This is a genomic window from Chitinophaga sp. ARDCPP14 (genome assembly GCF_051362515.1).
Classification (GTDB): domain Bacteria; phylum Bacteroidota; class Bacteroidia; order Chitinophagales; family Chitinophagaceae; genus Chitinophaga.
The window spans coordinates 379,649-399,790 of record NZ_JBKIXB010000002.1; the positions used below are offsets into that span (position 1 = coordinate 379,649).

Annotated in this window: 19 protein-coding genes; 12 read left to right on the forward strand and 7 right to left on the reverse strand. The window is 46.0% G+C overall.

The genetic code is table 11. The annotated features are described in order from the left end of the window. Window positions 1–3 precede the first annotated feature (3 nt). From ACLHR0_RS06180 to ACLHR0_RS06210, 7 genes are all read left to right on the forward strand, one after another. Complete coding sequence (locus ACLHR0_RS06180; protein WP_429042644.1) at window positions 4–447, forward strand: IPExxxVDY family protein; 444 nt, start codon at window positions 4–6, stop codon at window positions 445–447. A gap of 87 nt (window positions 448–534) precedes the next feature. After that, window positions 535–765: a 4a-hydroxytetrahydrobiopterin dehydratase gene (locus tag ACLHR0_RS06185; RefSeq protein WP_370908632.1), complete on the forward strand. Its 231-nt coding sequence runs from the start codon at window positions 535–537 to the stop codon at window positions 763–765. 20 nt (window positions 766–785) lie between these two features. Then, on the forward strand, window positions 786–2,870 hold the full coding sequence (locus ACLHR0_RS06190) for a histidine kinase (protein WP_436485380.1): 2,085 nt from the start codon (window positions 786–788) through the stop codon (window positions 2,868–2,870). Between the two features lie 29 nt (window positions 2,871–2,899). After that, window positions 2,900–3,652 (forward strand): LytR/AlgR family response regulator transcription factor, encoded by a 753-nt coding sequence (locus ACLHR0_RS06195; RefSeq protein WP_370908634.1) that lies wholly within the window; start codon window positions 2,900–2,902, stop codon window positions 3,650–3,652. A 246-nt stretch (window positions 3,653–3,898) separates the two neighbouring features. Beyond that, a complete protein-coding gene (locus ACLHR0_RS06200; RefSeq protein WP_429042649.1) occupies window positions 3,899–4,546 on the forward strand; it encodes a TetR/AcrR family transcriptional regulator in 648 nt (215 codons plus the stop codon). A 63-nt stretch (window positions 4,547–4,609) separates the two neighbouring features. Further along, window positions 4,610–5,215 (forward strand): outer membrane beta-barrel protein, encoded by a 606-nt coding sequence (locus ACLHR0_RS06205; RefSeq protein WP_429042651.1) that lies wholly within the window; start codon window positions 4,610–4,612, stop codon window positions 5,213–5,215. 120 nt (window positions 5,216–5,335) lie between these two features. Next, the gene (locus tag ACLHR0_RS06210) at window positions 5,336–5,509 is read left to right on the forward strand and encodes a hypothetical protein (protein WP_370908637.1); all 174 of its coding nucleotides are present in this window, start codon (window positions 5,336–5,338) and stop codon (window positions 5,507–5,509) included. Between the two features lie 73 nt (window positions 5,510–5,582). Here ACLHR0_RS06210 and rho read toward each other — a convergent pair whose 3' ends face one another. Then, window positions 5,583–7,295 (reverse strand): transcription termination factor Rho, encoded by a 1,713-nt coding sequence (rho, locus tag ACLHR0_RS06215; RefSeq protein WP_429051561.1) that lies wholly within the window; start codon window positions 7,293–7,295, stop codon window positions 5,583–5,585. Between the two features lie 447 nt (window positions 7,296–7,742). Here rho and asnS point away from each other — a divergent pair, with 447 nt between their 5' ends. The 4 genes from asnS (at window position 7,743) to chrA (ending at window position 12,535) form a co-directional block, all read left to right on the forward strand. Beyond that, window positions 7,743–9,182 (forward strand): asparagine--tRNA ligase, encoded by a 1,440-nt coding sequence (gene asnS, locus ACLHR0_RS06220; protein WP_436485383.1) that lies wholly within the window; start codon window positions 7,743–7,745, stop codon window positions 9,180–9,182. A 314-nt stretch (window positions 9,183–9,496) separates the two neighbouring features. Next, on the forward strand, window positions 9,497–10,018 hold the full coding sequence (locus ACLHR0_RS06225; RefSeq protein WP_436485385.1) for an ExbD/TolR family protein: 522 nt from the start codon (window positions 9,497–9,499) through the stop codon (window positions 10,016–10,018). Window positions 10,019–10,063: 45 nt separating this feature from the next. After that, a complete protein-coding gene (locus tag ACLHR0_RS06230; protein WP_370908641.1) occupies window positions 10,064–11,020 on the forward strand; it encodes an isopenicillin N synthase family dioxygenase in 957 nt (318 codons plus the stop codon). 354 nt (window positions 11,021–11,374) lie between these two features. Beyond that, window positions 11,375–12,535 (forward strand): chromate efflux transporter, encoded by a 1,161-nt coding sequence (gene chrA / locus ACLHR0_RS06235; protein WP_370908642.1) that lies wholly within the window; start codon window positions 11,375–11,377, stop codon window positions 12,533–12,535. Here chrA and ACLHR0_RS06240 read toward each other — a convergent pair. The 4 genes from ACLHR0_RS06240 to ACLHR0_RS06255 are packed head-to-tail and all read right to left on the reverse strand — an operon-like array spanning window position 12,530 to window position 17,683. Beyond that, complete coding sequence (locus ACLHR0_RS06240; protein ID WP_436485387.1) at window positions 12,530–13,873, reverse strand: sigma-54-dependent transcriptional regulator; 1,344 nt, start codon at window positions 13,871–13,873, stop codon at window positions 12,530–12,532. The genes chrA and ACLHR0_RS06240 overlap by 6 nt on opposite strands. Window positions 13,874–13,895: 22 nt before the next feature. Then, complete coding sequence (locus ACLHR0_RS06245) at window positions 13,896–14,360, reverse strand: DUF4199 domain-containing protein (RefSeq protein ID WP_429042665.1); 465 nt, start codon at window positions 14,358–14,360, stop codon at window positions 13,896–13,898. Window positions 14,361–14,387: 27 nt separating this feature from the next. Then, window positions 14,388–16,901: a DNA ligase D gene (gene ligD / locus ACLHR0_RS06250; protein WP_436485389.1), complete on the reverse strand. Its 2,514-nt coding sequence runs from the start codon at window positions 16,899–16,901 to the stop codon at window positions 14,388–14,390. Next, window positions 16,898–17,683 (reverse strand): Ku protein, encoded by a 786-nt coding sequence (locus tag ACLHR0_RS06255; protein WP_370908646.1) that lies wholly within the window; start codon window positions 17,681–17,683, stop codon window positions 16,898–16,900. Before ACLHR0_RS06255 ends, ligD begins: the two co-directional genes overlap by 4 nt. A gap of 107 nt (window positions 17,684–17,790) precedes the next feature. On the opposite strand from ACLHR0_RS06255, the gene ACLHR0_RS06260 reads away from it, so the two are divergent. Beyond that, the gene (locus ACLHR0_RS06260) at window positions 17,791–18,138 is read left to right on the forward strand and encodes a hypothetical protein (protein WP_370908647.1); all 348 of its coding nucleotides are present in this window, start codon (window positions 17,791–17,793) and stop codon (window positions 18,136–18,138) included. A gap of 18 nt (window positions 18,139–18,156) precedes the next feature. On the opposite strand, the gene ACLHR0_RS06265 is transcribed toward ACLHR0_RS06260, so the two are convergent. Both ACLHR0_RS06265 and ACLHR0_RS06270 read right to left on the reverse strand, forming a co-directional pair. Further along, the gene (locus tag ACLHR0_RS06265; RefSeq protein WP_436485391.1) at window positions 18,157–19,224 is read right to left on the reverse strand and encodes a DNA topoisomerase IB; all 1,068 of its coding nucleotides are present in this window, start codon (window positions 19,222–19,224) and stop codon (window positions 18,157–18,159) included. After that, entirely contained in the window at window positions 19,217–20,083 is an 867-nt protein-coding gene (locus ACLHR0_RS06270; protein ID WP_436485392.1) for an SDR family oxidoreductase, read from the reverse strand. Before ACLHR0_RS06270 ends, ACLHR0_RS06265 begins: the two co-directional genes overlap by 8 nt. Window positions 20,084–20,142 lie beyond the last annotated feature (59 nt).

Here is a 20,142-nt window from a genome sequence, read left to right on the forward strand (position 1 = left end):
TATATGACAATACTCAAGCTTAAACTGGACAACGACCAATTGGTAGAGGACTTCTTTGAAAGTACCTACGTAATAGGCATTGCTTCCACCACGCGGGATTATCAGTTGTGCTGGCATATTAACCGGCAGTTGCATACCAATTTCAGGGTAAATAACAACCTGGAAATCGCCCTGTCTAAAAAAACAAGATCCTTTCATTTTCCCGTATTTGAGTTTCACGAACCTACCAACTCGGTAGCGCACTATTTTTACAACAATCGCTGCCAGGCAGAATTCCTGCTGCCGGAACTTAAACAGATCAATTTTCTGTGGATGATAAAGGGTGATTACTATCAACCCGGCGATGTAAAAAAATTATTAGAAGAATTACGCCTTGTTCCGCTTGTACAATTAGTATCTTTACTTGATATCAGAGATATCAAAAATAAGATGAACCTTATTTTTTAGAAGAGGCACAACGCATCAGCGGTAGTATTTTGACCAGATTCCATGACAGACCCGATGTTTTTTTACTTTTTAAATTCCTGATTTTTTATGTGGGAAGAAAGAAATAAACAGCTTTACCGGGCTTTTGAATTCAAAGATTTTCGGGATGCATTTGCATTTATGACCAAGGTTGCACTGATTGCAGAGAAAATGGACCACCATCCTAACTGGAGCAACGTTTATAATAAAGTGGAAATATTCCTGAGCACACATGATGCCGGTGATATCATCACCGCTAAGGATGAAGCAATGGCAAAAGCTATTGACAAATTGCTATAACCAAACTTATATTACACTTTGTGAAGCGCATTATTCTAATGCTGCTGTTGTATTGTTACACTGCAGAATCCTTTGCCACTGTAGATCGTACCCCAGTAGACACCCTGATCACTGATACTGCTTTCGCCCCCGCGAATCTGGACCTGCGGCCTTATATGTACGTGCTGACAGCCGGCGAGCAGCACCTGAGCCCGGAGCAGGCTGCCAACATGCCTTTTACCCGGCAGGAAAGTATCTTTCATAGTAATACCCAGAATAACGGACGGGTTAATAACTGCTGGCTGCGACTTACCGTAAAAAATAAAAGCAATAAACCACTCTCTTATCAGCTGTTTTCAGGCTGGCACGACTATATGTACTGGTATGTGCAAACGCCGGGTGATAAGCCCCGGCTATTGATGGAAACCGGTTTAATGCTGGATAAGGGAGGGGTGGAAAGATGGAACCACTACGCGTTTGTCGTACAGGTACCGGCAGGAGCGCTTCGCACGTTTTACCTTCACATCATCAATAAGTCGTACAACGAAGGCGCCCTGATGCCGGCACTCTTCAACGCTGAAGCCTATGGCGTTTTCCGGGATAAACAACTGGATGGCTTCCGTAAGGAGGCCGTGGTAATCCAGGTATTGCTGGGTATGCTGCTGGTATTTTTCAGCATTTCCATTATTAATTATATCCAGTTACCCGACAAATCGTATATCTATTTTGCGACCTATATACTTGGGTTGATCCTCTTTTTTGCCTTACGGCTGGACGATAAGCCTTACCAATTGTCTTTTTTCCACCGCTGGCCCATGCTGAAATACTATTGGGACATTCCGGGCCTGCTGTTTTGCTTTTACCTGATGTACCTGCTATTTGGCAATGCCTTTCTTAACCTGACCGAGCGGTATCCTTTTATGGAACGGGCATTTACATGGGTAGCGGCAATAGTAGGGGGACTGATCATCCTATGCGTGTATTTCATCAGGATAGGCCAATACCATATGCCCACCATCATATACAGTTATGTATATTTTGTAACGCTGGTACCCTTGCTGGCAGTATTTGTGGCACTGGCGCGGCGCTCTCGCCATCATCCACTGGTGCGATTCTTTTTGTATGGATCCGTATGTTTATACCTGGCCTGCCTAGGCTCCTTCCTGATGCATGTGCGGCCACTGGGGCTGCTCGGCGCCCTGGGAGAACTGGCGGCGCCCACTATCCTGCTGATAGGCGGCGTATTGTTACAGGCCATGTTTTTCCTTGCGGGGCTGAGTTACCGCAATAAACTGGTACACCTCGAAAGAACCCGTACACAGGAACTTCTGATTAAGCAACTGAATAAAAATAAAGAGCTGCAGCGGAAGCTGAATGAGCAGCTGGAAGAGCTGGTAAAAGAACAAACCACAGAAATCCTGCGCAAAAAGCAGGAACTGGAGGAGCAGCGGAAAAAGCAACTGGAAACAGAATACGATAAGAAACTTACAGAAATTGAGCTCAAAGCCATCCGGGCCCAGATCAATCCGCACTTCATTTTCAACTGCCTGAATTCCATACAATTGTTTGTAATGCAGCGGGATTATGAGTATGCGCAGAAATATCTCTCCGATTTTTCTTACCTGATCCGTAAAACCCTGGACTTCTCCCGGCGTAATTTTATATCGCTGGCAGATGAAATTACCTATTTGAATACTTATCTTGGGTTAGAAAAGATGCGGTTTGAAAACCGGATGGAGTATGAAATAGTAGTAGACCCCGTGATTGCCACCGCCGAACTGGAAATCCCCGCAATGCTGTTGCAACCTTATGTAGAAAATGCCGTAAAGCATGGTATGACTAATCCCAAACAGCCAACAGGAAAGCTTTCCATTTACTTTAACCAGGTGGCGTCGGATATGCTGGAATGTGTGATCGCGGATAACGGAATTGGCATTGCACGTTCCAAATCATTGCGCATGCTGCCAAAGCATCATCAGTCGTCCGGCATGGAAATAAGCCAGAACCGTGCAGAGTTGCTGAACAAAATGTATAATACTGAAATCCATATAGAAATTATTGACAGATCATCTGAAGATGAATCGGACAGCGGCACGATCGTTAAAATACTGATCCCCCAGTTATAATTTAGTGTATCCGTTAATGTTACTTTTTTATGATAAAGGCTATTATAATTGATGACGAGAGAAACAGCCGGGACATCATTGCGTTAATGCTCGGTAAATACTGCCCCGAAATTACGATTGCCGACATGGCCTCCGACTGTGCGGATGGTATCGAAAAGATTAAAGCGCACCGCCCCGAACTGGTATTTCTTGACCTGGAAATGCCTGATGGCACCGGCTTCGACGTACTGGCCGGCACCCTACCCGACATTCCTTTTGAAGCAGTATTTGTAACCGCATTTGAAAAAAAGTTCCTGCATGTGATCCGCTTCAGCGATGTGGAACTGATATTGAAGCCTATTGACAAAGAAAGCCTGTTGCAGGCAGTGGCGCTCATAACAGAACGGATTAACACCGGCAGCAGCAAAGACCGCTACCGTGTATTACTGGAAAATTTCAATAACAGCAAACCGGTAGCCTGGCAGCTGTTGATCCCTGCTACTAACGGGGAGGCCTATACTATTAATATTCCCGCTATCGAATACCTGGAGGTAAAAGGCGATAACTGTATATTCCGTTTAAACTCCGGTAAGCTGATTACGGCAGTACAGTCGTTCCGCTACTATGCTGATCTTTTTACGTCCCTCCACTTCTACCAGATCAATAACAACCAGATGATCCAGATATCCAACATCAGTCACCTGGATGGCCCCTCAGGGAAGGTAGTGCTGAAAGGCGGTACCACATTGGATATCACTGAAAAAAGGCAACGCGATCTGCTACACAAAATGGCACATCATTAGTCGTTCCGTTTCGTATATCCCTTCCCGGTAATTATACAATTTCAATTTTTCCGGGGTCATACTTTCGATTTAGTTAACGATTTGCCAACGTTTTTGTGAACGTGTAAGTATTTCGATGGGTTTTCTTTCGTTTTAATGTGTTGCGCGAAGGGTACGTAACAATTTCTTAACAAAAAAATTTGGTGGTTTTAGTTTTGGTCGTACATTTGACCCGCAAAACGAAATAGTCAAACAGTCAGTTTTGGTTTGCATCATACTATGGCGGAACAGGACCTGAAACGAACGATGATTCTGGAAGCGGCGTTAAAGCGCTTCAAGCGGTTTGGGTTGTCGAAAACTACCATGGAGGAGATAGCCAGGGATCTGGAAATTTCAAAAGGCTCTTTGTATTATTATTTTTCAGATAAAGAATCCATTTATGTGGCGGTGGTAGAGCGTATGATAGCCGATTGTTTTATTGACATGTCGGCATATGTGGAAGAAGCACGATGCACCGCGGATATCATGGATCGCTACCTCGCATTGAAGGAAAAAATGTTGCTGGAGTATCATTTTCTGTTTGGTGTAAACGAATGGATCAAGGATGTTCCTTCCAGCCGGATGCGGCAAACGATTGAGTTGCTGCAGCAGGTGGAAATATCTTTTCTTTCAGCTACCATTTCAAAAGGGGTGAGCAGCGGGGAACTCAACAAAGACACGGATACGGAACTCACGGCGCAGCTGCTGGTAAATGTATTATTCGGTTTATGGGTAATATGGTGCAAGTGGCAGGCAGCAGGTTTTGATCCGCACGACCGGGAAGCGCTGAAATGCTTTATGGCTCGTGAAAAACAAGTACTGACCATTTTTTTTAATGGCTTAAGATATCGACCAAACATCAACCAGGGTTGCTAGAACGTATGTAGAAGAACCAATAACACAGGAATAGTTTTAATGAATATTTAAATTTAACGACAGATGAAAAAGTTGATTGTATTGGCCGCAGTAGCACTGTTCGGCACACAAGTAGCAAAGGCTCAGTTTTCGAAAGGCGATGTAATTTTAGGAGGTAATCTGAATGTTACGACCAGCTCACAGAAAGTAAAAGACACAGACAACAAAACCACCAGCACTTCCTTCGGTATCAGCCCGAAAGTTGGTGTGGCACTGACTCCTAACTGGGTTATCGGTGTATTTGCAAGATCAGAATTCAGCAACGACAAAAATGTTGCAGGTGTTAAAACCAAATCATCCGATATCACTCCGGGCGTTTTTGTTCGTAACTACCACATGATCGGTGAAAGCAAATTTGCATTCTTCGCTGAAGCCAATGCCGGCTACCACTTTGGTACAGACAAAACTGATGATACAAAAACAGCTACTTACAACGGTTTCTCCGTGAGAGTATTGCCTGGTATCACTTACTTCGTAAGCAAACATTTCATGCTGGAAGGTGCATTCGGTGGTCTGAGCTACGCTTACGATCAGAAGAAAGCAGAACCAACAGGTGTTAAAACCAACACCAGCACTTTTAACTTCGATTTCCCTAAAGAATTTCAGGTTGGTGTAAACTGGATATTCTAAGCATCATATGATGTTTTATGTAAGATAGTTATAAGGTTAGATAGATTGGATAATCCCGCCGCAGTAATACTGTGGCGGGATTTTTGCATTTGTATGGATATTCTCTTAAAACAACCTGTCATGCGAAACCTAAAACTTGTACTGTCGCTTTTTGCAGCTGCCATCATTTACAGTGGCTGTGTAACTACTCATCCCGGAGGTAATCCACATGGACTACCACCCGGTCAGCAAAAAAAGATCTATGGCACTAAATCCGCCAAACCATTTGCACCCGGCCAGCAGAAAAAACAATAGCCAGTATCTTATAAAAGCAAAACCCGTTACGGACAACCGTAACGGGTTTTTACTTTTATAAGATAACCTGTTTCTAGCTGTTCATAGAGATCAGGAATTCTTCGTTGTTTTTGGTTCCGCGCATATGTTGCAGCATGAAGTGCATAGATTCATCTGTGTTCATATCACCAAGGTGGTTGCGCAGGATGTGGATACGTTTCAGGGAATCTTTATCCAGCAACAGGTCATCACGACGGGTAGAAGATGCAGAAACATCGATCGCCGGGAAGATACGTTTGTTAGCCAGTTTACGATCCAGCAACAGTTCCATGTTACCGGTACCTTTAAATTCTTCAAAGATCACCTCGTCCATTTTAGAACCGGTGTCGATCAATGCGGTAGCCAGGATGGTCAGTGAACCACCATGTTCTATTTTACGTGCCGCACCGAAGAACTGCTTTGGTTTCTGCATGGCGTTAGCTTCCACACCACCGCTCAGTACTTTACCGGAAGCAGGTGCCACGGTATTGTGCGCTCTGGCGAGACGGGTAATGGAATCCAGGAGGATCACCACATCATGACCGCATTCTACCAGGCGTTTTGCTTTCTGCAGCGCGATGGCAGATACCTTCACGTGTTTTTCAGCTGGTTCATCGAAGGTAGAGGCAATCACTTCTGCCTTTACGCTGCGCTCCATATCTGTTACCTCTTCCGGACGCTCATCGATCAGTACCACCATCAGGTAAATTTCCGGGTGATTGGTAGCGATGGCGTTGGCTACCTCCTTCAGTAACATGGTTTTACCTACTTTAGGCTGCGCTACAATCAGTCCGCGTTGTCCTTTACCAATAGGCGTAAACATATCCATGATACGCGTGGAGTAGTTATTGGAGGTAGTGGTTAATCTCAGTTTTTCGAAAGGAAACAGTGGTGTCAGGTAATCGAAAGGTACACGGTCGCGTACTTCTTCCGGTGACTTGTTGTTAATTGTTTCCACTTTCAGCAAAGCAAAGTACTTCTCTCCTTCTTTAGGCGGACGTACAGAGCCTTTCACGGTATCGCCGGTTTTGAGGCCGAAGAGTTTAATCTGCGACGGAGATACGTAAATATCATCCGGGGAACTGAGGTAGTTATAATCGGAAGAGCGGAGGAAACCGTAGCCATCGGGCATCATTTCCAGGACACCTTCACTTACAATAACACCATCAAATTCTATATTGAAAACTGGTTCTTTCTTGTTAGGGAAGCGGTTCTTCTGTGCTGCAGGCGCTACCGGGATTTCTCCGGGTACTACAAAATCGTCGTCTTCATCCAGCTCATCTTCTGCCGGAGGAATCACTACCACTTCTTCTTCCTCTTCCGGATCTTCGTCTTCTGTAAAAGAAGGGATAATGATATCATCATCATCATCGAAAGTGAGAGAAGGAATGCTGTCCAGGTCTATTTCAAAATCTTTTATTTTAGGTTTGGCAGAAGATACCGGTTTCTCGTCTTCTTCATTATCTTTTGATTTCGTTCCGGTAGCTTTTTTTGCTGCTGGTTTCTTAGCAGCCGGTTTTTCTTCAGCGTGAGCAGGTTCTTCAGCAGCGTTGTTTGCTTCGTCTTTCTTTACAGGTTTGCGTTTGCGTGCTTTCTTTTCGTCTCCGTTGGATTGGTTATCTTCTGAGGCTAATACTGCTTGTTTATCAAGAATTTTGTAGATGAGGTCCTGTTTGTTCAGTTTTTTTGCGTTGGGAACGTCCAGTTTCTCTGCAATATCAAGCAGCTCAGGAACGAGCATGTCGTTCAGTTGTAAGATGTCGTACATCATCTGTGTTGTCAAATTTTAGAAGTGTTGTGAGGCGGGTACCACTGCATACCAACATACACCAATTACAAATAATTGTTTTTGAGTCAATAAATTTAATTAGCTTATTAAATTTGATAGGGAATGATTGAGTTTAGGAACTGCCGATGAAGATGGAAAAATGAACTTAATCAGGCAGAATATACCGCAAGATTAAAACAAGTTTTACTATTATCCAAAAATATTTAAGTGCAAATTGCCCCAAAGTGGCCCCTAAAACCGCTCTTCCCCGGGCTGTATCGTACTGTTAGCCGGGCGCCCAAACCCTTGTTTATACTGGGGTAGCGCCTGTTTAACCCCTCTTTTTTAACATTTCCTTTGCAGTGGCATCCCGGAAAAAGGCCGGAACCCGTACTACCTACTATGAAGTTTTCCACTTATTTTTGCAGTCCTAAAATTATATATATTATGAGCCAAAGGGTGAAAGTCAAGCAAATCTTGTCAGACGACAAGGCGCATTACGAAGTTACAGTTAAGGGTTGGGTGCGTTCATTCCGCAACAACCAGTTTATAGCTTTGAACGATGGCTCCACCAATAATAATTTACAAATTGTAATTAATACTGAGGATACGGATGCCGCGCTGCTGAAGCGTATCACTACCGGCGCGGCTATCAGCGCCACCGGCGAAATTATACCATCCCTGGGTAAAGGGCAGAAAGTAGAATTAAAAGCTACCACCCTGGAAATACTGGGCGACTGTGATCCGGAAAAATACCCGCTGCAGCTGAAGAACAAGCCCAGCCTGGAATACCTGCGTGAAATAGCGCATCTGCGTTTCCGTACTAATACCTTCGGCGCCATCTTCCGGGTACGTCATGCACTGGCATTTGCAGTACACCGCTTCTTTAACGATCGCGGATTCGTATACCTGCACACGCCTATTATCACCGCTTCCGACGCAGAAGGCGCCGGTGAAATGTTCCGTGTAACCACGCTGGACATGAAAAACCCGCCCCTGACCGAAAACGGCGATATTGATTACAAAGAAGACTTTTTCGGTAAATCCACCAACCTCACGGTTTCCGGGCAACTGGAAGGCGAACTGGGTGCTATGGCATTTGGTGATATCTATACCTTTGGCCCAACTTTCCGTGCTGAAAATTCCAACACAGCCCGCCACCTGGCGGAGTTCTGGATGATTGAACCGGAAATGGCCTTCTATGAGCTGGAAGATAATATGGACCTGGCGGAAGCATTTATCAAGTCTGTTATCGGATATGTACTTGATAACAATCGTGATGACCTCGACTTCCTGGCTAACCGCCTCACCGAAGAAGATAAACAAAAACCACAGCAGGAACGCAGTGAGATGGGCCTGATTGAAAAGCTCGAATTTGTACTGCATAACGAGTTTGTACGTATTACCTACACAGAAGCCATCGACATCCTGAAAAACAGCAAGCATAACAGGAACAAGAAGTTCCAGTACCTGATCGAGGACTGGGGCGCCGACCTGCAGAGCGAGCACGAACGCTACCTGGTAGAAAAACACTTTAAGAAACCGGTGATCTTAACCGATTATCCTAAAGAGATCAAGTCTTTCTACATGAAGCTCAACGACGACAATAAAACCGTACGGGCAATGGATATCCTGTTCCCCGGCATCGGTGAAATGGTAGGCGGTTCACAGCGTGAAGAGAGCTACGATAAACTGGTAAAACGTATGGAAGAAATGCACGTACCAGTAGAAGAACTAAGCTGGTACCTGGATACCCGCCGTTTTGGTACCGCACCACACGCAGGGTTTGGCTTAGGCTTCGAACGCCTGATGCTGTTTGTTACCGGCATGACGAACATCCGCGATGTAATCGCCTTTCCGCGGACCCCGAAGAGTGCGGAGTTCTAGCGCGGATTTTGTCTTGGCTCAGGATTACGCTGATTATACTGATTACCTGGATTTTTACTTTTGGATTTTATAAAGGATTAAGGGAGATAGAAGCGAATTGCTTTTTATCTCCCTTCTTCATTTTTATCATCTTATTGATCATCTTAAAAAATCTAAAAAATAAAAATCCAGGTAATCAGTATAATCAGCGTAATCCTGAACCAAGACAATTTAAAAGCGCCGAAGGCGCCCCGTATTTATGGAAACCCGCCGCCGCCGCATCTATAACAATGAAAGCGCTTTCAACCAATTTCGTTTAACCTAAACCGTTATATATGGCTGAAATGAACACTGCTCCGCAACAGGGTAAAAGGGGAACCCGCAGCAATAAAAAATCCACACGTGTAGATATGACACCTATGGTAGATCTGGGCTTCCTGCTGATCACCTTTTTTATGCTCACCACCACCATGGCCAAACCCAAAACAATGGATTTGATTATGCCAAAAGACGATGGGGATCCGATGTCGTTGCCGGCAAAAAAAGCGCTGACAGTAATCCTTGGTCCGGACAACCGTATTGCCTGGTATGAAGGTATTGGCGACGATCCCGTTATGCCGCCACAGGTACACTATAGCAGCTATGCCAACCGCAATGGTATCCGGGATGTGATCATGGCAAAGAAGGCTGCCGTGTATGAAGCTTTCCAAAAGAATGAACTGATGGTACTGATCAAAGCACACCAGGCGTCGAACTATAAAAATGTGGTGGATATGATGGATGAAATGCTCATCAATAAAGTAGACCGCTACGCCGTGGTGGATATTAACGATAAAGAGGCCGGCTACTTCAAATGAGCTATTTTTCCCTACCTTTATCGCTCCAAAACAACAATTCAAAATATGGCAACTACCCACTCTATCCCCTCAGTGGACCTTGCAGACTTCACATCCGGAGATGCAGGGCGAAAAGCAGCCTTTGTGCAGCAGTTAGGTAAGGCTTATGAAGAAGTTGGTTTTGTAGCGGTAAAGAATCATGGGATTCCTGACGATCTGATTGCAGACCTCTACAAATACGTACAACAATTCTTCCAGCTCCCCGCTGACACCAAACACCAGTATGAAATTCCGGAGCTCGCCGGTCAACGCGGTTATACCTCCTTTGGTAAGGAACACGCCAAAGGTTATGACGCGCCGGACCTGAAGGAATTTTTTCAGTTTGGGCAAACGGTAGAGGACAACGATCCTATCAGCTCTGAATACCCTGCCAACGTACAGGTGGCGGAAGTGCCGGAGTTTACGCCTACCTTCTTTAAAGCATACCGGGGATTTGAGAAATCCGGCAGGTACCTGTTACAGGCCATCGCCCTGTTCCTGGGACTGGAGGAAAACTATTTTGATGATAAAATCCATAACGGTAATTCTATACTAAGGGCCATCCATTATCCGCCTATTACGCAGGAGCCAAAATCGGCTATCCGTGCGGAGCAGCATGAGGACATCAACCTCATCACTTTGCTGGTAGGCGCTTCTGCCGATGGCTTGCAGATCCTGGATAAACAAGATAACTGGGTACCGGTTACCTCCCTGCCGGAACAGATTGTGGTAAATGTGGGGGATATGCTGCAGCGGTTAACGAATAACCGTTTGAAATCAACCACACACCGGGTGGTAAATCCTCCCCGCGAAATGTGGAATACTTCCCGCTATTCGATTCCCTTCTTCCTGCATCCTAAATCCAATATGAAACTGGATAGCCTGGAAAGCTGCGTTACTGCAGAGAACCCGCTGGCATATGAGCCTATCACCGCCGGTGAGTACCTGGATGAACGCTTACGCGAAATAGGCTTGAAAAAATAAAGCTATTACATAGCAAAGTCCCGGTAAAATTGTTTACCGGGACTTTATAAATATCCTGCGTATAAGCAAGTCTCTTCTTTAACGGTTCTTCCTGATATGGTTATTCTTTAGATCCGAACATTTTTCATGCCGGTGGGTGATTAACCTGTCTGACAAACTGATACAACGGACAAAAGGCCATATTCGTTATAATAGTCACCGATATTACAAGTATTGTGCCTTTATTGTTTTGGGGATTTCCGATATTAGCAGCACCGTTGTATTTTGTCCGGATATTTGATTACCTTATAACCTGTCCAATCGGCATACACTAAAATAACTGTGCTTCTACGTCATATACCTTTTCTTAAAGCTGTGCTATTACATAGCATCACTGCCTACGGAGGCCCGCAGGGTCATCTGGCCATGATGATGAAAACATTTGTACAGCAACGGAAGGATGTAACGGAACAGGAGCTAATGGAATACAATGCTTTCTGCCAGCTGCTTCCCGGTGCTTCTTCTTCCCAAACCCTTACCTTAATCGGCTATAAGCGCGGTGGCGCGATACTGGCTATTATTACCCTGCTGATATGGATTTCTCCGGCCTGTTTGATCATGGGCTCCCTGAGTTTCCTGTTACAATACTTCGGCAAGAACGCCCTGCATACAGATATCTTTAAGTACGTACAGCCGATGGCGGTAGGCTTCCTTGCTTATGGCGGCATCCGTGCTTTCCGGATCAGTATTAATAGTATGGCAACATTTGCCATCATGGTGGTATCCATGTTCACCGCTTTCTTCCTGAAATCGCCATGGACCTTTCCTGCGCTGATTATACTGGGTGGTATTGTTTCCAATTTCAGTAACAAGCGTATTCCCGGGGTGGCGGAAAAACCACGTAAAATACAGTGGGGCAATATCTGGTTATTTGTGTCGCTGTTTATCCTGGCCGGTGTCCTGTCTGAGCTGGCGCGTACCCATGAATGGATAACGCGGCGTCCTTTTAACCTCTTTGAAAACTTTTACCGTTTCGGCAGCCTGGTATTTGGCGGTGGCGATATCCTGATTGCCATGATGCTGGAACAGTATGTAACGCGCGCTAAATCGCAATACCTTTCTGCGGAGGAACTGCTTACCGGCGCCGGTATTATGCGGGCGCTCCCTGGTCCTACCTTTTCCATATCCGCCTATGTTGGCGGTATGGCCATGCGGAACCTGGGTATGGGATACCAGTTCCTGGGATGTATTATAGCGCCTATCGCTATCTTCCTGCCCAGCCTGTTGCTGGTATTGTTTTTCTTCCCGATCTGGAACAACCTGAAAAGATACGTGGTGATATACCGTGCCCTGGAGGGGATTAATGCGGTGGTGGTAGGCATTATGTGGGCAGCCACTTTTATTCTCTTCTTTGTGATCCCGGTCAACTGGTACAACCTGCTGATCATGGCCAGTACGCTGGCACTGCTGTGCCTCACAAAGGTGCCCTCGCCCTTTATCGTACTGGCGTGCCTGTTATTAGGCTGGCTGTTATGATGCGCTGATATTGTATTCCTTAATTTTGTTGTAAAGGGTGGTTAAGCCGATGCCCATCAGTTCTGCTGCCCTGGTTTTATTGCCTTTGGCGTGGGCCAGCACGCGGATAATATGTGCTTTCTCCATATCTGCCAGTTTAAGGGAAGATGCGTCCTCCGCGTTCCCTTGCTGGAAATCGAACGGCAGCACGGGGGTATCCAGGATATCCGTATCCGTTAGGATGGCCGCTCTTTCAATTACATTACGCAGTTCGCGGATATTTCCCTTCCAGCTGTGTTGTTGCAGCGCGTGCAGGAAGGCGGGCGTCATCCCGGTGATACGTTTATTCATTTTGGGCGCTATCTGCTGAAGAAACCAGGTAGCCAGCAGGGGAATATCTTTCCGCCGTTCGTTCAGCGAGGGCAGGGAAATCTGGAAGGCAGACAGCCGGTAGTAGAGATCGGAACGGAAATGCCCCGCCGCAATTTCCTGTTCCAGTTGCCGGTTGGTAGCGGCGATGATCCGCACATCCGTTTTAGTGGGTTTCGTTTCCCCTACTTTATAAAACTCCTGTGTTTCCAGTACGCGGAGCATTTTAGCCTGCAGCTCTATGGCCATCTCCCCAATTTCATCCAGGAAAATGGTACCCCCGCGGGCTTCTTCAAAAAAACCTTTTTTGTCTTTTACTGCGCCGGTAAAGGCGCCGGCTACATGTCCGAATAATTCGCTTTCGAGGATTTCTTTACCAAAGGCGCTGCAGTTAACGGCAACAAAGGGTTGTTGCTTCCTTTGACTTCCCTGGTGTATGGCCTGTGCAAATACTTCCTTACCAGCGCCGGTTTCGCCCAGCAGGAGCACGGTCATATCCGATGGCGCTACTTTTTCCGCTAAAGCAATAGCGGCGTGTATTTCAGGGGATTCTCCCAGGATGCTGCCGAAATTATACTTGCCGCCGATTTTCTTTTCGAGGTCGCGGATGCGGAATTGCAGATGGGCTTTATCCATTGCCTTGCTCACCAGCGGGAGGATCCGGTTGTTATCATCTCCTTTGGTGATATAGTCGAAAGCGCCGTTTTTAATGGCCTGTACGCCATCGGCGATGTTACCATAAGCAGTGAGTACAATGGTTTCAATTTCGGGGTACCTGGTGCGTATCTGCTGTACCAGTTCCACCCCGTTGCCATCCGGCAGCTTTACATCAGACAGGATCACCTGTACTTCTTCTTTCTCCAGGATCTTTAAGGCGGACCTTATATTGCCCGCCTCATGAAGTGTATATCCTTCCAGGGCCAGCAGGCGGCTTAAAAGCTTGCGGAGCTGGTCCTCATCATCGATTATTAAAATATGGCCTTTAGACATAGCCATGCAAAGATAATAGTTCCTATGGCTTCCGTGATTTATCTGTTTTTTGGTTAGCCTTAAATACCAGCCCGCCGAGTATGGCGGCTACCACACCCACAAAAAGATTTACAAACAATACATTCCCCAGGAAATAGATCCAGAAATTTCCTTTCACCGTATCCTCTTCCACCAGCGTGTGCGAAGGATTACCACCCACTACCAGGTGAAATATGAGCAAAAAAACAGCATATATGATGGTGGCAATAAGCGTAGTACGCCACCCCATCGTAAAGGCCGACGTGGCAGATGTTTTATCCTTATGCACCCTGTTGTAATGGATAATGGAAATCAGCACACCGAGGAACATGATAAGGTTACCAAAATATCCCATCCATAAATTACCGTATAACTTTGTTACATAAAAAATCAGGGTAAAAACGATGCATATTGCTCCAAGAATGAAACCATATGCCGGTAATGATTTTGAAGATAAAGGCTTTTCCATGACATCAGTTTTAAATGAACAAAATGATCAGGCGTGCGCATTGCTTTCTATTTCACGGATCACTTTACGCAGGTCATTTTTAACACTTTTAATATCGTGCCACAAGTCGCCAACTTCGTTTATACGTTCCAGTGAGTTGTGGATGTTAAAATCGCTGATACGGAGCTTTTCGTTTACCTCTTCCCACAGCAGCGGCATAGACACGGTAGCACCGGGTTTGGGACGGGCCGAATAAGGAGACGCCACAGTCTGTCCCTTGCTGTTCTGCAAAAAGTCGATATACACTTTTTTATTCCGGGCAGATTTGGCGCGAACCACACTGGTGCTTTTCGGCAACTCCTCATTAACATGCCGTGCAATATATTCCGCAAACAGCCGGGTAGCTTCATAAGGATGCTTTGCCGAAGTGGGCACATAAATATGCAAACCGGTAGAGCCGGAGGTTTTACAAAAAGAAGTGATATTGAAACTGTCCAGCATGTTTTTGATATGCAAGGCCGTTTCCACTACATACTTAAAGTCAATATCTTCCGGATCAAGGTCCAGTATCATAAAGTCCGGCTTGTCGAGGCTGCTTAGCCTCGACAGCCAGGGATTTATTTCTATACACCCGAGGTTAACCATATAGGCCAGCGTGGCTTCGTTGTTACACACCAGGTAATCTACATCCTTTCCGGTAGAATCTGCCCGCAGCGGCACACTCTTTATCCATGCCGGGGCCTGCTCCAGGTCGAGATCTTTCTGGTAAAAAGACGGGCCCTTGATGCCGTTGGGAAAACGATGCAGCGACAGGGGCCTGTCTTTCAGATGGGGCAGAATATATTTTGCCACCGACAGGTAGTAATCGATCAGTTGTCCCTTTGAGATCTGCTCATCCGGCCAGTATAATTTTGTTTGATTGGTGAGGGATACTTTCTTGCTGTTGAGCGTGAGGGTGCGTTCTTTTTCAATAGTAGTAGCCATATTTATCTTTTTTGCTGTTTCAGGATGTACTTCTTTTGCCGGCTTGTCTTCCCGCAGGCCGAGGAAAACCGGTTGCCGCAGATGTCCGTCGCCGGTCCATTCCTGGAATTTCACTTCACACACCAGTTCCGGCTTTACCCAGGTAACCGGCATATTGGTACCCACCTTTTCGGAGAAGGGTGACGTTTTAGTGATTAACGGCTGCAGCTGCGTGTATAGCTGCGCGATAGTGGCTTCATTTAATCCACCTCCACAGTGCCCGATATATTTTAGTTTTTTGTTTTCATACATTCCCAGCACCAGGGCGCCTATTTGTTTCCGGCTGCCTCGGGGCGCGGTATAACCGCAGATCAAGGCTTCCTGCTCGTTCACAATTTTTATTTTCAGCCATGCCATTCCTCTTCTGCCCTCTTCATACACACTGTCTGCTTTTTTCGCGATGATGCCCTCCCACTCTCGTGTACGGGCTTTCTCAAAAAAGTTTATTCCTTTTTTAAGCACGTGCGGGGAAAAACGGATGGTTTTATCATTTAACTCCGTTATCACATCTTTCAGCAGGCTTTTCCGTTCCAGCAGGCTCAGGTGCTGCAATTCATTCCCATCCAGATGAAGCAGGTCGAATACCACATATACCAGTTTTCCCTTACCTGTAGTCCTGTAGTTTTGCAGCGTTTGAAAATGGGATTTGCCCTTATTATCCAGTACAATAATTTCTCCGTCCAGCACCACATTATGCGAAATTTTCTCCACGGCAGCCACTACCGCGGGATAGTCTTCATTAAAAGACTTCTCATTGCGGGAATACAAATTTGCCTGATGGTTTTCCACGCTGGCAATGGCCCGGTAGCCATCCCACTTGGTTTCAAAGAGCCAGTCTTTGCCATCAAACGGTTCACTGACAAGGGTTGTCAGCATTGGTTTATATACTTTTTTTATTTTCCGGGCGGCGCGGGGTGTTTTATTTTTCACTTCAACGCCGGCTACTGCTGATTTTTTTTTTGCCACCTTCGTGGCAGCTTTGTTTTTTTCACCCTGTGCTTTTATTCTTTCCGGCGTATAGTCTTCGCTGTTATATTCATCAACGGCGTATTTATCTTTGTGTTTGATCAGCAGCCAGGCATTTTCTTCGCGGCCTTTCATCTTTACCAGTGCAAATTCTCCTTTTAGCTTCTTTCCCTTCATTACAATTTTCAGATCGCCGGATTTCAGCTCCCGGAGGGCTTCTTTATCAAAACTTTTCCCATCGGGATTCATCAGCTCAAAGGTGCCTTTGTCCCAGATGTACACGGTACCTGCACCGTAATTCCCTGCGGGAATGGTGCCTTCAAAATCCTTGTAATCGTAGGGATGATCTTCCACTTCCATTGCCAGCCGTTTATCTGCCGGATTCATGGATGGTCCTTTTGGTATTGCCCAGCTTTTTAGCACGCCATCCACTTCCAGCCTGAAATCATAGTGCAGCCGGGAAGCATGATGCCGCTGTACCACGAAAATGTGTTTCCCTGCCACCGGCTTACCTGTAGCAGGTTCAGTAGTTTCCGTGAAGTTTCGTTTCTTTTTATATTCCGACAAACTCATGATGCGCGTTTTTTGGTGGCCGGTTTACCTCCGAGGCTGGCTTTCAGCTGATCGAACAGGTTATCGCTCTTGGTGTGCACCACGCGCATTTTCTTCACCACCGGCTTTTTACCACCGGCTTTGGCCTTTATAATTTTCAGGAGTTCTGCCTTGTATTCATCTTTATACTGACTGATATCAAATTCGGTGGTGTATTGTTTTACCAGTTCTATGGCCATATCCAGCTCTTTCTTAGCCAGTTTTACATGCGTTGGCAGGGTAAGGTCCTCAGCGGAACGGATTTCTTCCGCAAAGCGGAGTTGTTGCAACAGCAGGTAATTTTCCCGTGGCCGGATCACGGCCAGGTGTTCCTGGCTGCGCAGTACAAACCGGCTGATGCCTGCTTTACCCGTTTTCTCGAGGGTTTGCTGCAGCAGGGCGTATGCTTTTTCGCCTCCTTTGGCGGGTTCAATGAAATAAGGATTTTCAAAATAGATATCGTCGATCTCTGTTTCTTCCACAAAAGACTCTATTTCGATGATTTTACTTTTCTTAGGACTGGCTGCTTCAAAATCTTCATCTTCCAGGATAACATACTCATCTTTATACAGATAGCCCTTTACGATCTGCTCCCAGGGCACTTCTTTACCTGTATTTTCATTGATGCGCTGGTATTTGATGTGCGCCCCGTTTTTGCTGTCCAGCATGTCCAGGTCCAGGCGGCTGTCCTGGGTAGCGCTGAATAGTTTTACCGGGATGTTTACCAACCCGAATCCTATGGATCCTGACCATATAGCTCGCATAAAATGATAGTTTTGGTATTAAATAAAAGTTAACACAAATGGTACCATGATCTTAAAACATCGCGGCATAACTTTTGGTTTTTTAGGTTTAACTAAAACCTTTATTTATGGAAAAGCCAGGCGAAATGACAACTTTATCAAGGGTATTGGAAAAGCTGCATGAAAAAGGATTTGATCACGAGTTAAAGATGAGTGATCATGGCAGGTTGCAGAATACGGATGAGCAGAAAATCTATAACCCGGAAGACCTGACTATCATTAAAACCTATCGTTTTGAGGGAGAGTCAGATCCTTCAGATTCCTCGATTTTATATGTAATGGAAGACCAGGAAGGCAATAAGGGCTATATACTGGATGCGTATGGCGCTTACAGTTCACACGAAGAGGCAGGTTTTGACGAATTTATCCAGAAGATCAAAGTAGAAGACAGAGAAGATCAGCTGATATTTGGGTAGCCCGCTATGCAGGCGCCTTTACCTGCTACCGGCTTCCTTCAGAAATTGCATGAGTAACTTTTCATCCGCATGTAACCCGCCACTGGCGGGTTTATTGCGTTTAGCCCGTAGCTGTTGCAGCCAGGGTTCCAGTTCCCCGTTTTCGTAGCTGTTGAGGATTTGCGGATGAATGTAATATTTTTTGCACACGGCGCGGGTATTCCCCAATTTGCCCGCCACACCGTCTATTATCGCTACAATGTTCCGGCGGCATTCCGTAATGGATTCAAAGGGTGTAAGGTCTGCCAGCAAATTTAATGCGTTTACGGTACCTGCCCAGGTACGGAAGTCTTTACAGGTAAATTCATTGTCGGCGCAGCACTGTTTTATATACTCATTTACTTCCCCGGAGTCGAGGCCTCTATGTTCGCCGTTTTCATCGTAATATTGAAACAATACCTGCCCGGGAATATCCTGCACTTTTTTTAGCAGCTTTGCGAGTGCAGCGTCATGAAGTTCTATTTTATGCTCCACTCCTTTTTTTCCGCGGAACCGGAAAAAAGCGGTGTTGCCATTGATCTTCACATGCTTATCCCGCAGGGTGGTAAGGCCATGCGAGCCGTACAGCCTTTCATAGGAGGCGTTGCCTACCCGGATCAGCGTTTCCTCCATCACCGATAGGGCAATAGCAATAACTTTATCTTTATCCAGCGAGGGCCGTTTCAGATCTTCGTTTATACGTTTCCGTATTCCCGGTAACGCCTCTCCAAATTGCAGGAGGCGGTAGTATTTGGTTTCGTTGCGGGCTTTGCCCCAGTCGAGATGATACCGGTACTGTTTACGTCCTTTTACATCGGTGCCGGTGGCCTGCAGGTGGCCATTGGCCCAGGTACAGATCCACACGTTTTCCCAGGCGGGAGGCAGCACCAGTTTCCGGATGCGATCCAGCACTTCGGGGTCTTTCACTGTTTTGCCGTCTCGGTCGAGGTAGATGAAGTCTTTCCCTTTGCGGACGCGTGAATACCCTGGTGCATCTGCTTTTACGTACCGAAGCTTCACTGATTTGGCTACGGCTACGGGGTCTGTTATCAGGTCTATGCTAACCATTTACAATCTCCCCTCCATTGGGATGCAGGATCTGACCGGTGAGATAACTGGCGTCATCGCTGGCCAGGAATACGTAGCAGGGGGCTACTTCCACGGGTTGGCCGGCGCGTTTCAGCGGTACATCTGTTCCAAACTTTGCTACTTCCTCCGGGGTAAAAGTGGCGGGGATGAGCGGGGTCCAGATAGGACCCGGGGCCACGCCATTTACCCGGATTCCTTTTTCAGACAAGGAGGCGGATAAAGACCTTACAAAAGAAACGATGGCTCCTTTGGTGGAACTATAATCGATAAGATGACTGCTGCCGCGGTAAGCCGTTACGGAAGTGGTACAAATGATACTTCCGCCTTTGGGAATATACGGCAGCGCTGCTTTGGTGAGATAAAAGTGAGGGTAAATATTAGTTTCGAAAGTTTTATGCAGCTGGGCAGCACTGATATCTTCGATACTTTTCTGCGGGTATTGTACAGCCGCATTGTTTACCAGGATATCTATCTTCTTAAACTTCTTTATTACTTTCTTAATAATATCATTGCAATGCTTTTCATTGCTGATATCGCCGGCAATGAGCATACATTCGCGGCCTGCGAGGGTAATGTGTTCGCAGGTGGTTTCAGCGTCTGTATGTTCGTTAAAATAGGCAATGGCTACATCTGCGCCTTCTTTGGCAAAAGCTACGGCTACTGCCCGGCCAATGCCGCTGTCGCCGCCGGTAATAAGGGCTACCTTATTGTACAGTTTGCCTTTTTTTGCGTTGTCTTTTTCAAACACCGGGGCAGGACTCATGACCTCTTCCAGTCCGGGTTGTACGGATTGTTTCCTGGCGGGCCTTACTGGTTTTTTGGGATTGGATTTTTGCATAGTATCAGGTTAAAAAAAGTCCCTGTGTATGCAGGGACTTTTGCAGTTTCCATTAACAA